Genomic DNA, 14,492 nt, shown 5'->3' with positions numbered 1-14,492 from the left:
TCGATCGGCCGGGAAGATTCGCCCCACCTGCCGCATGGGACTATTGAGGAGCTCGCATGACCAAACAAAACGCCTTTACCCGGGAAGACCTGCTGCGCTGCAGTCGCGGTGAGCTGTTCGGCCCTGGTAACGCGCAACTGCCCGCCCCGAACATGCTGATGGTGGATCGCATCACTCATATCAGCGAAGAGGGTGGCAAGTACGGCAAAGGTGAATTGGTCGCCGAGCTGGATATCACTCCGGACCTGTGGTTCTTCGCCTGCCACTTCGAAGGTGACCCGGTGATGCCGGGCTGCCTGGGCCTCGACGCCATGTGGCAGCTGGTCGGTTTCTTCCTCGGCTGGCAAGGCCTGCCGGGCCGCGGCCGCGCCCTGGGTTCGGGCGAAGTGAAATTCTTTGGCCAGGTTCTGCCGACCGCCAAAAAAGTTACCTATAACATCCAGATCAAACGCGTCCTGAAGGGCAAGCTGAACCTGGCCATCGCCGATGGTTCGGTCACCGTCGACGGCCGCGAGATCTACACCGCCGAAGGCCTTCGGGTCGGCGTATTCACATCCACTGACAACTTCTAAGGGTTATCCGCATGCGCCGCGTCGTTATCACTGGTCTGGGCATCGTTTCGTGCCTGGGCAATGACAAAGAGACCGTCTCCGCTAACCTGCGTGCAAGCCGCCCTGGCATCCGGTTCAACCCGGAATATGCCGAAATGGGTCTGCGTAGCCAGGTTTCCGGCTCCATCGACCTGCCACTCGAAGAGTTGATCGATCGCAAGATCTATCGCTTCGTCGGCCACGCGGCGGCTTACGCCTACCTGGCCATGAAAGACGCCATTGCTGACTCCGGCCTGACCGAAGAGCAGGTTTCCAACCCACGCACCGGCCTGATCGCCGGTTCCGGTGGCGCATCGACCCTGAACCAGATGGAAGCGCTGGACATCCTGCGCGAAAAAGGCGTCAAGCGCGTCGGCCCATACCGCGTAACGCGGACCATGAGCAGCACGGTTTCCGCTTGCCTGGCCACTCCATTCAAGATCAAGGGCCTGAACTACTCCATCGCTTCTGCCTGCGCCACCAGTGCTCACTGCATCGGTAACGCCATGGAACAGATCCAGATGGGCAAGCAGGACGTCGTGTTCGCCGGTGGCGGTGAAGAAGAGCATTGGAGCCAATCGTTCCTGTTCGACGCCATGGGCGCACTGTCCAGCCAGTACAACGAGACACCGGAAAAAGCCTCCCGTGCCTACGACGCCAAGCGTGACGGTTTTGTCATCGCCGGCGGTGGCGGCATGGTCGTGGTCGAAGAGCTGGAACACGCTCTGGCCCGTGGCGCGAAGATCTACGCGGAAATCGTTGGCTACGGCGCGACTTCCGACGGCTACGACATGGTCGCGCCAAGCGGCGAAGGCGCCATCCGCTGCATGCAGATGGCCATGTCCACCGTCGACACGCCAATCGACTACCTGAACACCCACGGCACTTCGACTCCGGTCGGCGACGTGATGGAAATGAAAGGCGTGCGTGAAGTCTTCGGCGACAAGGCTCCGGCCATCAGCTCCACCAAGAGCCTGTCGGGTCACTCCCTGGGCGCTGCCGGCGTTCACGAAGCGATCTACTGCATGCTGATGATGGAAGGCAACTTCATGGCAGGTTCTGCCAACATCGAAGAACTGGACCCGGAAGTGGCTGACATGCCAATCCTGACCAAGACTCGCGAAGACGCCACCATCAACACCGTGATGAGCAACAGCTTCGGCTTCGGCGGCACCAACGCCACCCTGGTCCTGAAGCGCTGGCAGGGCAAGTAAGCCCCGCTGCTTCGCTGCACATGAAAACGCCCCGACTGGTTCGGGGCGTTTTTTTTGGCTGATCGATAAACCAGTGGAACGCCTGAATCGCCAGATGCTCTATAACTGCAAGGTCTATTTCTGACGCACACCCTTTATTACTGCCCATGAGGTTTGTCATGACCATTACCGTCAATACCGAATCCAGCGAAGGTTTTCGTCACAGCATCCAGATCGACGACCATCAACTCTTCGCCGATGTGCCCAAAACCTCCGGCGGCGAAGGTTCCGCACCTGAGCCCCATGATTACTTCGACGCAGCGCTGGGCGCCTGCAAGGCACTGACCCTCAAGCTCTATGCACAGAAGAAGGAAATCCCGCTGACCGGCGTCACGGTCGAGGTCAAACGCGACAACAGCCAGGAGCAGAAAGGCAAATACGCCCTGCATGTCAAACTGACCCTCAAAGGCGTACTCACCAACGCCCAGCGTGAAGAGCTGCATCGCGTGGCCGATCGCTGCCCGGTGCACAAGCTGATGACCACCAGCGAAGTAACCATCGAGACTCACCTGTCTGAAGGCGCCTTCAGCCAATAGCGGCAAACACGGGCTGTGCGGGTTATGCTCGACGGCATCACTCGTACAGCCTGGAATGCACCATGATCAGTCCGCTCGTGATTCGCCCACGCACCGAAGATGTCGAAGGCCAACCGATCCTGCGCCCGCTGCCGTCGGCCCAATGCCGCAGCGTCGGGCCTTTCGTGTTTTTCGATCACATGCTTGAAACCCGCTATCCGGCAGGCCAGGGCATGAACATCCGCCAGCATCCGCACATCGGCCTGTCCACCCTCACCTACCTGTTCAAAGGCGAACTCCAGCACAAGGACAGTCTGGGCTCCGACCAGATCGTGAAACCGGGTGACGTCAGCTGGATGACCGCAGGCAGTGCGATTGCACACGTCGAGCGCACACCGAAAGCGCTGTGGGATACCGATTTCAAGATGCACGGCCTGCAAATCTGGCTGGCCTCCCCCAAAGAGTACGAACAAGGTCCCGGCCATTACAGCCATCACCCGGCCGCCAGCCTGCCGGTCAGCGATAACCTCGGGGTGAAGATCAGGATGATTGCCGGCAAAGGCTTTTGCCTGGAGTCACCGGTACCGGTGCTTTCCCCTACGTTGTACGCAGAGCTTGAGCTGAAAACGGCGACGACCTTGCTGATCCCCACCGAGCATGAAGAACGCGCGCTGTACGTGCTGGACGGTGAGGCCCAGCTCAATGGCGAGCCGATTGAACCGCACTCGCTGGTGGTGCTGCCTGCCGGGGAAGAAATGGACCTGTTCGCCGAAAGCGACTGCCACGCCATGCTGTTTGGCGGCGCGCCCATGGACGGGCCGCGGCGGATCAACTGGAACTTCGTCGCCAGCGATCCCGCGGTGATCGATGAAGCCCGCCGACGCTGGGCGGCCGGTGATTGGCCAACCGTGCCAGGCGAGAGCGAGCGGATCGAACTCCCTTAAGATCTTCGGTGTTAGTCACACCGCCATCGCGAGCAGGCTCGCTCCCACACTGGAATGGTGTCGACCGTTAATCTTGTGTACGTCTCGGTCAAATGTGGGAGCAGCCGGGCGGCGTTCCGTCTGCTCGCGATGAGGCCAGCCCTGACACCGACAGTGCCAGGGCTAGAAACAGCACTCAGCCGTTGAACACTTCATCCAGCAAATTATGCATCGACACAAAGGCCCGCTTGGCGGTCTTGGCGTCGTACATCATCATGCCCGGCACATTGGCGTGCGGGTCGGTGAAGGAATGCACCGCGCCGCCGTAGCTGAGCAACTGCCAATCCACGCTCGCAGCGTTCATTTCAGCTTCGAAGGCCGGCAACTGCTCTTTCGCAACCAATGGATCGGATGCACCGTGCAGCACCAGCACCGAGCCTTTGATATTTTTCGCATCAGCAGGGTTCGGTGTGTCCAGCGTACCGTGGAACGACACGGCAGCCTTGAGCGGCGCGCCGCTTCGGGCCAGTTCCAGAGCACAGCAACCGCCGAAGCAGAAACCGAACGCTGCCAGTTTCGAAGTATCGACCGCTGCTTCACCCTGGCTCTGCAAGGCAGCGAATGCGGCCTGCATGCGCTTGCGCAACAACGCACGATCATTCTTCAGCGGCATCATCGCCGCGCCCGCCTCGTCGCCATTCTGCGGACGAATCGCCTGCCCATACAGGTCGGCAATCAACACCACATACCCCTTGGCGGCAACCTCCTGGGCAATCTTCTCGGCCCCGGCGCTGACCCCCATCCAGTTCGGCGCCATCAACAAGCCCGGACGCGGGCCTGTGTGGCCAGCATCGAACGCCAGACGACCTTCGTAAGACTGACCCTCAACCTGATAGACAACGGAACGCACACTAACTTGGCTCATGACTCACTCCCGTAAAGAAACGCCAGAATGAAAAAACCCGCCGAAGCGGGTTTTTCTACAACTCGGTTAAACCGACAGCTCAACCAGCAGCTTGTTCAGACGGCGCACATAGGCGGCCGGGTCTTTCAAGCTATCGCCGGCAGCCAGGGCTGCCTGATCGAAGAGGATGTGCGACAGGTCGCCAAAACGCTCTTCGCTCTGCTCACCGTCGAGTTTTTCGATCAGCGGGTGAGCCGGGTTGAATTCGAAGATCGGCTTGGAATCCGGAACCTTCTGACCGCTGGCTTCAAGGATCTGACGCATTTGCAGGCCCAGGTCCTGCTCACCGATCGCCAGAATCGCCGGAGAATCGGTCAGACGGTGGGAAACCCGCACTTCGCTGACGGTTTCACCCAGCGCAGTCTTGATCCGCTCAACCAGGCCTTCTTTGCTCTTGGCGACTTCTTCGGCGGCCTTCTTGTCCTCTTCCGAGTCCAGGTTGCCCAGGTCCAGGTCACCGCGTGCCACATCGACAAAGCTCTTGCCGTCGAATTCGTTGAGGTAGCTCATCAGCCACTCGTCGATACGGTCGGTCAGCAGCAGCACTTCGATGCCTTTCTTGCGGAAGACTTCCAGGTGCGGGCTGTTCTTGACCTGTGCATAAGTTTCACCGGTCAGGTAGTAGATCTTGTCCTGACCTTCCTTGGCGCGAGCCAGGTATTCGGCCAGCGAGACCACTTGCTCGCCCTCTTCACCCTGGGTGGAGGCGAAACGCAGCAAGCCAGCGATTTTCTCTTTGTTGGCGAAATCTTCAGCCGGGCCTTCCTTCATGACCTGGCCGAAGTTTTTCCAGAAGCCCTTGTATTGCTCAGGCTCGTTCTTCGCCAGTTTTTCCAGCATGTCCAGAACGCGCTTGGTCAGCGCCGACTTCATCGAGTCGATGATCGGGTCTTTCTGCAGGATTTCCCGCGAGACGTTCAGCGACAGGTCGTTGGAGTCGACCACACCTTTGATGAAACGCAGGTACAGCGGCAGGAACGACTCAGCCTGGTCCATGACGAACACGCGCTGCACGTACAGCTTCAGGCCACGTGGCGCTTCACGCTGATACAGGTCGAACGGAGCACGGGCCGGTACGTAAAGCAGCGAGTTGTACTCCAGCTTGCCTTCGACCTTGTTGTGGCTCCAGCTCAGCGGGTTCTCGAAATCGTGAGCGATGTGCTTGTAGAACTCCTGGTATTCCTCGTCTTTGACTTCAGTACGCGGACGGGTCCACAGAGCGCTGGCGCGGTTGACGGTTTCCCATTCAACGGCTGGTTTCTCTTCGCCTTCGGCGGCTGCCACTTCTTTCGGCAGTTCGATCGGCAACGCGATGTGATCGGAGTACTTCTTGATGATGTTGCGCAGACGCCAGCCATCGGCGAACTCGTCTTCAGCGGGCTTCAGGTGCAGGACGATGCGCGTACCGCGGTCTTCCTTGTCGATGGTGGCGACGTCAAATTCGCCTTCGCCCTTGGACGACCAGTGCACGCCTTCGCTGGCAGCGAGGCCGGCACGGCGGCTGAACACGTCGACTTTATCGGCAACGATGAACGCGGAGTAGAAACCTACGCCGAACTGACCGATGAGGTGCGAGTCTTTCTTCTGATCGCCAGACAGGTGCTTCATGAAATCGGCAGTGCCGGATTTGGCGATGGTGCCCAGGTGGGTCACGACATCGTCACGGCTCATGCCGATACCGTTGTCTTCGAGGGTGACGGTTTTCGCGTCCTTGTCGAAGCTCACACGGATTTTCAGTTCAGCGCCACCTTCCAGCCACTCAGGCTTGGACAGGGCTTCGAAACGTAATTTGTCGACAGCGTCGGAGGCGTTGGAGATCAGTTCGCGAAGGAAAATTTCCTTGTTGGAATACAGCGAATGGATCATCAGGTGCAGCAGTTGCTTCACCTCGGTCTGGAAGCCCAGGGTTTCCTTTTGAGTTTCCACGCTCATGGTCATCAAACTCCGATTGGATGGCAGTGGCCGCACCCTGAAGGGGTGACGGCGGGATGTCATCAGAGTTGGGGGCATAGCCCAGAATTTCAAGGGCTTGGCGTTTCTTCAATTTTGAAATGGGCACGCGCCGTGGCAATCGGCTCGGTTTGAGTGCTCTGCCATGCAGTTATCGCGACGTTGGCGACCCGCCGTCCCTGACGGCACACCTGGCATTTGGCGTAGGTGTCGCGAAACTGCCCGGCACGCAGATAATCGAGGGAGAAGTCGATGATCTTCGGCACACCGGGGGAACCGGTAAAGATCAGCAAATGCAGGGCCGCCGCCAGTTCCATGAACCCGGCTATCACCCCGCCATGAATCGCAGGCAGCAAAGGGTTGCCAATATTGTCCTTGTTCGCCGGCAAACGAAAAATCAGCTCATCGCCCAGCCGCGAGCACTCGACGCCAATCAGCTTGGCATAGGGGATCAGTTGCAGCAGCGTGGCGTAGTCCCCACGCTCGTGAGCCTGCTGCAATTGCTCTTTGAAATTATCCGTCATTTCGTCCCCCCACTGATGACACCACCAAAACCCTTGGTGCCTTTGACGCCTTTGCCCATGCGCATGAAGGTCCCGACTACATGGGCGATCGGCTTTTGCGGATCATCCTGGTAAGCAAACCCGCGCGTGAAAATCACATCAGTCGTCACCCGGTAGCACTGGGCAAAACCATGCACCTCTTTATGCGGCTCGGCCGGGTGCATGTAGTCGATACGCAGATCCAGGGTCGGGCAAACCTCGAACTCCGGCAAAACGCAGAGCGTTGCCATGCCGCACGCGGTGTCCATCAACGAGGTGATGGCGCCGCCATGAATCACACCGGTTTGCGGATTACCGACGATCTGCGGGCTATACGGCAACGTGATTGTCAGCCCGTCATTACTTGCGCTGTGCACCCGTAACCCGAGCACCTGGCAATGCCTCAGCGCCGTTAAAAACCGTGTCGCACGCTCGAAAACGGGGTTGTCGATCATTCGATAAAGGCTCTTTTTAGTGGTGTTGCATAGCAGTTGAGGGACTAAGAAAAAGTTCCAACCAAGATAAATCTTATATATCTGTAGGAAACATGGAACTTAATCCATGGTGCTGCGTTCGAAAGGGCAAGTAGATATTTTCCACCAGGAGAAACACCCCATGCGTAAGACTTTAGCTATTGCCTTGATGTTGACCGCTTCCCTCGGCATCGCTGCCTGCGGTAAAAAACCCGAGGACAAAGCTCAAGAAACCACCCAAAAAATTGAACAAGTCCAGCAGAAAATTGGCGAAGCTCAGGATAAAGTGAACGACGCAGCGAAAGAAGCCGCCGATGCTGCCAAAGCTCAGGTAGATTCGAGCAAAGCAGCTGCTGAAGAAGCCGCACCTAAAACCAACTAATCGGTTTTAGTGCAGCAAAAATAAAGCCCGCCAAGTGCGGGCTTTATTGTGTTCGCCGCTAAAGTGTTAGAGCAACACCGTGCGCAGGGTCGGACTAAGCATCAGCAAAAACGAACAGACCAGGCCGACAAACCACACCAGACTTCGTTGCCAGGCCAAGTCTGCCCAGTAGCACAACAAGTAGATCACCCGGGCAATCACGAAGATGACTGCCAGAACGTCAACCAGCCACCCCGCCGTTTGCGTGGTGTGCGCCATCAACACCCCGACCGCAAACAGCATGAAGGCCTCGAAACTGTTCTGATGCGCGGCCAGTGCGCGAGCGCCGAAGCCTGTGAGCTGTACTTGTTGCGCGCGCGGCAGGTGATTGTTGTAACCACCCTGCTCTTTCATGGCCTTGGCCACCGGTATGCGGGCGATAAAAATCAGCAAGGCACTGATAAACACGCACCAGAACGGGATACTCATCAGGCTACCTCTTTGATCGCCTCAGGCAATGGCGCCTCTGTAGGGGTATAGACCATTACGTCGAGCACGTCGGAATGAAACTCCCGGCGATACAACACCAGCACCACGCCCGCGCTCATCAACATGAACAGCCACGGACTGACGAACCAGGCGAGCATGGTCATGCCGAAGTAATAAGAACGCAGGCCAAAGTTGAACTGGTTGGCCGCCATCGAGATCACCCGCGCGGCACGCGAAGCGAAGGCCTTGCGCTCCTGCTCGGACACGTGGCGCTCACCGATCATCGGCGCCGAGCCGATCAGGATCGCCGCGAAGTTGTATTGGCGCATGCACCAACTGAAGGTGAAGAAGGCGTAGACGAACACCAGCGCCAGGCACAGCAGCTTGATTTCCGACATGCCTTGGGAAGCCTGTTGAACCATCGGAATGTCGGCCAGCAACGACAGCGCCCGCTCGGAGGAGCCCAGCACCGTGAGAATACCCGCGAGGATGATCAAAGTGCTCGAGGCAAAGAACGAGGCGTTACGCTCCAGGTTGCCCACCACACTGGCGTCAGCGATGCGGTTGTCACGCAGCAGCATGCGGCGCATCCAGTCTTCGCGGTAAAGGTGCAGCACACTGGCCAGGCACGCGGTATCGCGGCCCTTCCAGATAGCGTAACGGGTGTAACCGCCCCAGCAGATGACAAACCAGAGCGCGGCAATAATGTGGATCAGATTGGTGTGGATGAACGACATGCGTATCCCTGTGGTGTGTGAGCGGTATACCAAAAACCTGTGGGAGCGAGCCTGCTCGCGATAGCGGACTTTCAGTCAGCACGCCTATTGAATGTTATGCCCTCTTCGCGAGCAAGCTCGCTCCCACATTAGATTTTCACTCGCCCATAAAAATGCCCCGTATCGATTGATACGGGGCATTTCTGTTGTTGCTCAACGCCCGCTTGTGGCGGGCCTTGAAGCGTCAGGCCAGGGCTTCGCTGCGCTTGCCCAGCAAACGGTCGCACGCAAATGCAACCACCAGGGTAAAGAAGCAAGGCACCAGCCATGCCAGACCTTGCTCGGCCAGCGGCAAGTGTGCCAGTTGAGTTGGCATCCAGTCCGCCAGACCCGCGCCCTTGAGCGCGTCAATCATGCCGAACAGGAACGACACCAGCATTACCGGGCCAACGATGCGCCCCTGCTCCAGCCAGAAATCCTTGCAGAAGCTCAGCGCCACCAGAACGATGCAAGGTGGATAAATTGCAGTCAGTACCGGGATCGAGAACGCGATCAGCTTGGTCAGGCCCAGGTTGGACACCAGCAGCGAGAACGCCGCCAGGATGATCACCAGTGTCTTGTAGGACAGTGGCAGCACGCGACTGAAGTATTCGGCGCAAGCACAGGTCAGGCCGACTGCCGTCACCAGGCAGGCCAGGGAAATCAGCACCGCCAGGAAGCCGCTGCCCAGGGAACCGAAAGTGTGTTGCACATACGCGTGCAATACCGCTGCGCCGTTGGTAGCGCCGACGGCCACTTCATGGCTGCCCGAACCCAGGCGGAACAGACTCACGTACACCAGCGCCAGACCGACACCGGCAATCAGCCCGGCGATGATCGCGTAACGCGTGATCAGGGCTGGCGACTCGACGCCGCGAGAACGAATGGCGTTGACGATCACGATGCCGAACACCAAAGCACCAAGGGTATCCATGGTCAGGTAACCATTGATGAACCCCTGGGAGAACGGTGCCGCAACGTACTCAGGTGTGGCGGTGCCGATGTCACCCGCCGGCAAGGCGAACGCGGCGATGCCGAGCACGGCCAGGGCGATGATCTTCAGTGGCGCGAGGAAACGGCCCACGGTGTCCAGCAGACGGCCCGGGTACAGCGAGATGAAAAATACCAACAGGAAGTAAACCGAGCTGTAGAGCAGCAGCGCCAGCGGGCTTTCGCCGGTCAGCGGCGCCAGGCCCACTTCGAAGGACACGGTCGCGGTCCGCGGGGTGGCGAACAGCGGGCCCACAGCGAGGTAGCACGCGGCCGCCAGCACGCCACCGGCGATTTTGCCGATCGGACTGCTCAAGGTGTCCATGGCGCCACCGACCTTGGCCAGTGCGACGACGGTGATCACCGGCAAACCGACGGCGGTGATCAGAAAGCCCAGCGCCGCCATCCAGACATTAGGCCCGGACTGCAAACCGACGATAGGCGGGAAGATGATGTTGCCCGCCCCGACGAACAGGGCAAACGTCATAAAGCCGAGTGCCAGGATGTCCTGGCCTTTCAACACTTTCATTAAGGAAATACCACACTACTGAATCGGAATTTAGAGAGGGATTTCCCTTATGGGTGAGGGAAATGCTGTCGGTCCGTATAGGACTGACCCGTTTAGCGCGCAGCGTCCTTGTGGGCAGCAAACGCAAAATGGCGGCTAGCGTAACGAATTTGTCTGACAAACGCACTATTACAGGGCGAACTATCCGATGCGCGACATATCCATGTCGTGTTTTTGCATCTAAATGGTTGTCGACAGTAAGTAAGCCATCGCGAGCAGGCTCGCTCCCACATTGAATCTCAGTGCTCATAAAACCTGTGGGAGTGAGCCTGCTCGCGATGAGGCCCTCACCGCTCCCCCACATAAACGTCAGAAACGACAAAGGCCACCCGAAGGTGGCCTTTGTCTGGTGGAGCGTCAGCTAAGCGCGAGGCTTACTTGACTGCCCAGCCAGTCAGCTCGGCCAGGGCCTTGCCGATGTCTGCCAGCGAACGCACGGTTTTAACGCCTGCGTCTTGCAGAGCAGCGAATTTCTCGTCTGCAGTGCCTTTGCCGCCAGAGATGATTGCGCCAGCATGGCCCATGCGCTTGCCCGGAGGAGCAGTCACACCAGCGATGTAGGAAACAACCGGCTTGGTCACGTGTGCCTTGATGTAGGCAGCCGCTTCTTCTTCAGCCGAACCGCCGATCTCACCGATCATGACGATCGCTTCGGTCTTCGGGTCTTCCTGGAACAGCTTCAGGATGTCGATGAAGTTCGAACCCGGGATCGGGTCACCACCGATGCCGACGCAAGTCGACTGACCGAAACCGGCGTCAGTAGTCTGCTTGACAGCTTCGTAGGTCAGGGTGCCGGAACGCGAAACGATACCGACCTTGCCTGGCAAGTGAATGTGACCTGGCATGATGCCGATCTTGCATTCGCCTGGAGTGATCACGCCTGGGCAGTTAGGGCCGATCAGGATCACGCCCAGTTCGTCGCACTTGACCTTGGCATCCAGCATGTCCAGGGTAGGAATGCCTTCAGTGATGCAAACGATCAGCTTGATGCCGCCGAATGCTGCTTCCAGGATCGAGTCCTTGCAGAAAGGAGCTGGAACGTAGATCACGCTGGCGGTGGCGCCAGTGGCAGCTACAGCATCTTTCACGGTGTTGAACACTGGCAGGCCCAGGTGTTCGGTGCCGCCTTTGCCTGGAGTTACGCCGCCAACCATCTTGGTGCCGTATTCGATGGCTTGCTGGGTGTGGAAACTACCTTGCGAACCGGTAATACCCTGGCAGATAACTTTGGTGTCTTTATTGATCAGGACGCTCATTATTTGCCCTCCGCAGCTTTAACGACTTGTTGAGCAGCGTCGGTCAGGCTGGTAGCAGCGATGATGTTCAAACCGCTTTCTGCCAGTACTTTAGCGCCCAGCTCAGCGTTGTTGCCTTCAAGGCGAACAACAACCGGGATTTTCACGCCGACTTCTTTCACAGCGCCGATGATGCCTTCGGCAATCATGTCGCAGCGAACGATGCCGCCGAAGATGTTGACCAATACTGCAGCGACGTTAGTGTCGGACAGGATGATCTTGAACGCTTCGGTAACGCGTTCTTTGGTAGCACCACCGCCCACGTCGAGGAAGTTGGCTGGTTTGCCGCCATGCAGGTTGACGATGTCCATGGTACCCATGGCCAGGCCAGCACCGTTGACCATGCAACCGATGTTGCCTTCCAGGGCTACGTAGTTCAGTTCGAACTTGGCAGCGTGCGCTTCGCGCGGATCGTCTTGCGACGGATCGTGGAAAGTCTTCAGCTTAGGCTGACGGTACATGGCGTTGGCGTCGATGTTGATCTTCGCGTCCAGGCAGTGCAGATCGCCGTCAGCCTTGATCACCAGCGGGTTCACTTCCAGCAGAGCCAGGTCGTGATCCTTGAACAGCTTGGCCAGACCTACGAAGATCTTGGCGAACTGAGCAACTTGCTTGCCTTCCAGACCCAGCTGGAATGCCAGCTCGCGACCCTGGAATGGCTGAGCGCCAACCAGTGGATCGATAGTGGCCTTGAGGATTTTCTCAGGGGTGTCGTGAGCGATTTTCTCGATGTCCACGCCACCTTCGGTGGAAGCCATGAACACGATGCGACGGCTCGAACGGTCAACGACAGCGCCCAGGTACAGCTCTTTAGCGATATCAGTGCACGATTCAACCAGGATCTTGGTGACTGGCTGACCATTGGCATCAGTCTGGTAAGTCACCAGACGCTTGCCCAACCACTGTTGAGCGAATGCTTTAGCGTCTTCTTTGCTGCGAACCAGCTTGACGCCGCCCGCTTTACCGCGACCACCTGCGTGAACCTGGGCTTTGACAACCCACTCGCTGCCGCCGATTTTGTCGCAAGCTTCTGCTGCTGCTTCCGGGGTGTCTACCGCGTAACCGGTCGATACTGGCAGGCCGTACTCAGCGAACAGCTGCTTACCCTGATACTCGTGAAGATTCATGCTTATTACCGTCTTCGTTAGGTACTGCGCATTCGGTGCTGCACTCATTCAAGTGCCGCACCACCTGTGACTGCTGCTTGCGTAGCCTTTCCGGATACCCGGTACAGCTACGCAAGACTGCGTCCAGCGGATTTTCCGCGGTGAGTCTTGCAGGCAAGGCTCACGACGGGCCATTCCGCCGTGGTTTCTTATTGTCTTAACGCTTCTTGCGGTTGGCGATGTGAATGGCGCCGCCATTCACTGCCAGAGCTGCTTCGTGCAAGGCTTCGGACAGGGTCGGATGGGAGAAAACCATCATGCCCAGGTCTTCGGCGCTAGTGCCGAATTCCATGCCGATTGCGCCCTGCTGTACCAGTTCTGCTGCGCTCGGGCCAATCACGTGGACGCCCAATACGCGGTCAGTCTTGGCATCGGCGATCACTTTGACGAAACCGCCGGTATCGTTGGCTGCCATGGCACGGCCAGAGGCTGCGAACGGGAAAGTGCCGACGTTAACTTCAACGCCTTCAGCTTTCAAGGCCTGCTCGGTTTTACCCACCCATGCAATTTCCGGGTGAGTATAAATAACCGAAGGGATCAGGTCATAGTTCATCTGGGCTTTATGGCCCTTGATGCGCTCGACAACCATGATGCCCTCTTCCGAGGCCTTGTGCGCCAGCATCATGCCGCGAACCACGTCACCGATCGCATAAACGCCCGGAACGCTGGTCGCGCACTGGTCGTCAACGAAGATGAAGCCACGCTCGTCGATGGTCACGCCGCTATCGGCAGCCAGCAGATCGGTGGTCACTGGACGGCGACCAACGGCTACGATCAGCTTGTCGAAGGTGATGGTCTGTTCGCCGTTGGCGTCGGTGTAGGTCACCACGACTTCTTCGCCGTTGACTTTGGAACCGGTAACGCGCGCGCCCAGCTTGATGTCCAGACCTTGTTTGGTCAGGGTTTTCAGCGCTTCTTTGGAAACGGCGGTGTCAGCAGCCATCAGGAACGTGTCCAGGGCTTCCAGGACAGTCACTTGAGCGCCCAGACGGGACCATACCGAACCCAGTTCCAGGCCGATCACGCCAGCGCCGATCACGCCCAGACGTTTTGGAACCGATTGGAATTCCAGTGCGCCCGTCGAATCGACGATGACTTTCTGGTCAACCGGAGCCGGTGGAATGTCGATCGGACGCGAGCCCGAAGCGAGAATCACGTTCTCGGCTTCGATGATTTCGACGCTGCCGTCAGGCTTGGTCAGTTCGACTTTCTTGCCGGCCAGCAGTTTGCCGTGGCCTTGCAGGGAGGTCACGCCGTTGGCTTTGAACAGGGTGGCAACGCCAGAGGTCAGGCCTTTGACGATGTTAGCCTTGCGGCCGACCATTGCTGGCACGTCCATGGTCACGCCAGCGTGGTTGATGCCGTGGATCGCGAAGCCGTCTTGAGCTTCGTGAAACTTCCAGGAGCTGTCCAGCAGCGCCTTGGACGGAATGCAGCCGACGTTCAGGCAAGTACCGCCGAGGGCCAGCTTGCCCTCTTTATCGGTGTATTTCTCGATGCAGGCAGTCGAAAGGCCAAGTTGCGCCGCTTTAATGGCAGCTACGTAGCCGCCAGGGCCCGCACCAATCACTACCACGTCGAATTTCTGAGTCATGTGTCATTCCTTCTCGAATCAAACCGGACGATCCCGTTCAGGGGACCGTCGTGGGACGAAGCTG

At 58.3% G+C, this 14,492-nt stretch carries 15 protein-coding genes; 5 read left to right on the top strand and 10 right to left on the bottom strand.

What is annotated here, in order from left to right; translation table 11 throughout:
• Nucleotides 1–56 precede the first annotated feature (56 nt).
• The 4 genes from fabA to AC1DHT_RS08150 all read left to right on the top strand — a co-directional run bounded on the left by fabA (nucleotide 57) and on the right by AC1DHT_RS08150 (nucleotide 3,302).
• Nucleotides 57–572, top strand: coding sequence for a 3-hydroxyacyl-[acyl-carrier-protein] dehydratase FabA (fabA, locus tag AC1DHT_RS08165; protein ID WP_017127984.1), 516 nt, complete (start codon nucleotides 57–59; stop codon nucleotides 570–572).
• 11 nt (nucleotides 573–583) lie between these two features.
• On the top strand, nucleotides 584–1,804 hold the full coding sequence (gene fabB, locus AC1DHT_RS08160) for a beta-ketoacyl-ACP synthase I (protein WP_427545747.1): 1,221 nt from the start codon (nucleotides 584–586) through the stop codon (nucleotides 1,802–1,804).
• Nucleotides 1,805–1,962: 158 nt separating this feature from the next.
• On the top strand, nucleotides 1,963–2,379 hold the full coding sequence (locus AC1DHT_RS08155; protein WP_427534581.1) for an OsmC family protein: 417 nt from the start codon (nucleotides 1,963–1,965) through the stop codon (nucleotides 2,377–2,379).
• 62 nt (nucleotides 2,380–2,441) lie between these two features.
• Complete coding sequence (locus AC1DHT_RS08150) at nucleotides 2,442–3,302, top strand: pirin family protein (RefSeq protein ID WP_427545749.1); 861 nt, start codon at nucleotides 2,442–2,444, stop codon at nucleotides 3,300–3,302.
• Between the two features lie 175 nt (nucleotides 3,303–3,477).
• Here AC1DHT_RS08150 and AC1DHT_RS08145 read toward each other — a convergent pair whose 3' ends face one another.
• The 4 genes from AC1DHT_RS08145 to AC1DHT_RS08130 all read right to left on the bottom strand — a co-directional run bounded on the left by AC1DHT_RS08145 (nucleotide 3,478) and on the right by AC1DHT_RS08130 (nucleotide 7,192).
• Entirely contained in the window at nucleotides 3,478–4,206 is a 729-nt protein-coding gene (locus AC1DHT_RS08145; RefSeq protein WP_427545751.1) for a dienelactone hydrolase family protein, read from the bottom strand.
• A gap of 66 nt (nucleotides 4,207–4,272) precedes the next feature.
• Nucleotides 4,273–6,177 (bottom strand): molecular chaperone HtpG, encoded by a 1,905-nt coding sequence (gene htpG, locus AC1DHT_RS08140; RefSeq protein ID WP_427545753.1) that lies wholly within the window; start codon nucleotides 6,175–6,177, stop codon nucleotides 4,273–4,275.
• An 89-nt stretch (nucleotides 6,178–6,266) separates the two neighbouring features.
• Nucleotides 6,267–6,719 (bottom strand): PaaI family thioesterase, encoded by a 453-nt coding sequence (locus AC1DHT_RS08135; RefSeq protein WP_427534575.1) that lies wholly within the window; start codon nucleotides 6,717–6,719, stop codon nucleotides 6,267–6,269.
• Nucleotides 6,716–7,192 carry a PaaI family thioesterase gene (locus AC1DHT_RS08130; protein WP_427545755.1) on the bottom strand — a complete coding sequence of 159 codons (477 nt, stop codon included), beginning with the start codon at nucleotides 7,190–7,192 and terminating at the stop codon, nucleotides 6,716–6,718. The genes AC1DHT_RS08135 and AC1DHT_RS08130 overlap by 4 nt, the downstream gene beginning before the upstream one ends.
• Nucleotides 7,193–7,352: 160 nt before the next feature.
• On the opposite strand from AC1DHT_RS08130, the gene AC1DHT_RS08125 reads away from it, so the two are divergent.
• Entirely contained in the window at nucleotides 7,353–7,592 is a 240-nt protein-coding gene (locus tag AC1DHT_RS08125) for a hypothetical protein (RefSeq protein WP_427545764.1), read from the top strand.
• Nucleotides 7,593–7,658: 66 nt separating this feature from the next.
• Here the strand turns inward: AC1DHT_RS08125 and AC1DHT_RS08120 are convergent, their stop codons facing one another.
• From AC1DHT_RS08120 to lpdA, 6 genes are all read right to left on the bottom strand, one after another.
• Nucleotides 7,659–8,060 carry an MAPEG family protein gene (locus AC1DHT_RS08120; protein WP_427545757.1) on the bottom strand — a complete coding sequence of 134 codons (402 nt, stop codon included), beginning with the start codon at nucleotides 8,058–8,060 and terminating at the stop codon, nucleotides 7,659–7,661.
• Nucleotides 8,060–8,797, bottom strand: coding sequence for a DUF599 domain-containing protein (locus AC1DHT_RS08115; protein WP_019692314.1), 738 nt, complete (start codon nucleotides 8,795–8,797; stop codon nucleotides 8,060–8,062). Before AC1DHT_RS08115 ends, AC1DHT_RS08120 begins: the two co-directional genes overlap by 1 nt.
• Nucleotides 8,798–9,020: 223 nt before the next feature.
• Nucleotides 9,021–10,334 (bottom strand): branched-chain amino acid transport system II carrier protein, encoded by a 1,314-nt coding sequence (brnQ, locus tag AC1DHT_RS08110; RefSeq protein WP_427545760.1) that lies wholly within the window; start codon nucleotides 10,332–10,334, stop codon nucleotides 9,021–9,023.
• A gap of 413 nt (nucleotides 10,335–10,747) precedes the next feature.
• Nucleotides 10,748–11,629, bottom strand: a complete 882-nt coding sequence (sucD, locus tag AC1DHT_RS08105) for a succinate--CoA ligase subunit alpha (protein WP_017127973.1) — start codon at nucleotides 11,627–11,629, stop codon at nucleotides 10,748–10,750.
• The gene (gene sucC, locus AC1DHT_RS08100; RefSeq protein WP_007919879.1) at nucleotides 11,629–12,795 is read right to left on the bottom strand and encodes an ADP-forming succinate--CoA ligase subunit beta; all 1,167 of its coding nucleotides are present in this window, start codon (nucleotides 12,793–12,795) and stop codon (nucleotides 11,629–11,631) included. The genes sucD and sucC overlap by 1 nt, the downstream gene beginning before the upstream one ends.
• 196 nt (nucleotides 12,796–12,991) lie before the next feature.
• Nucleotides 12,992–14,428, bottom strand: a complete 1,437-nt coding sequence (gene lpdA, locus AC1DHT_RS08095; RefSeq protein WP_019692318.1) for a dihydrolipoyl dehydrogenase — start codon at nucleotides 14,426–14,428, stop codon at nucleotides 12,992–12,994.
• Nucleotides 14,429–14,492: the final 64 nt, after the last annotated feature.

This window comes from Pseudomonas sp. 05N432, from assembly GCF_056396945.1.
This window is presented reverse-complemented; position numbering and strand designations above follow the sequence as displayed.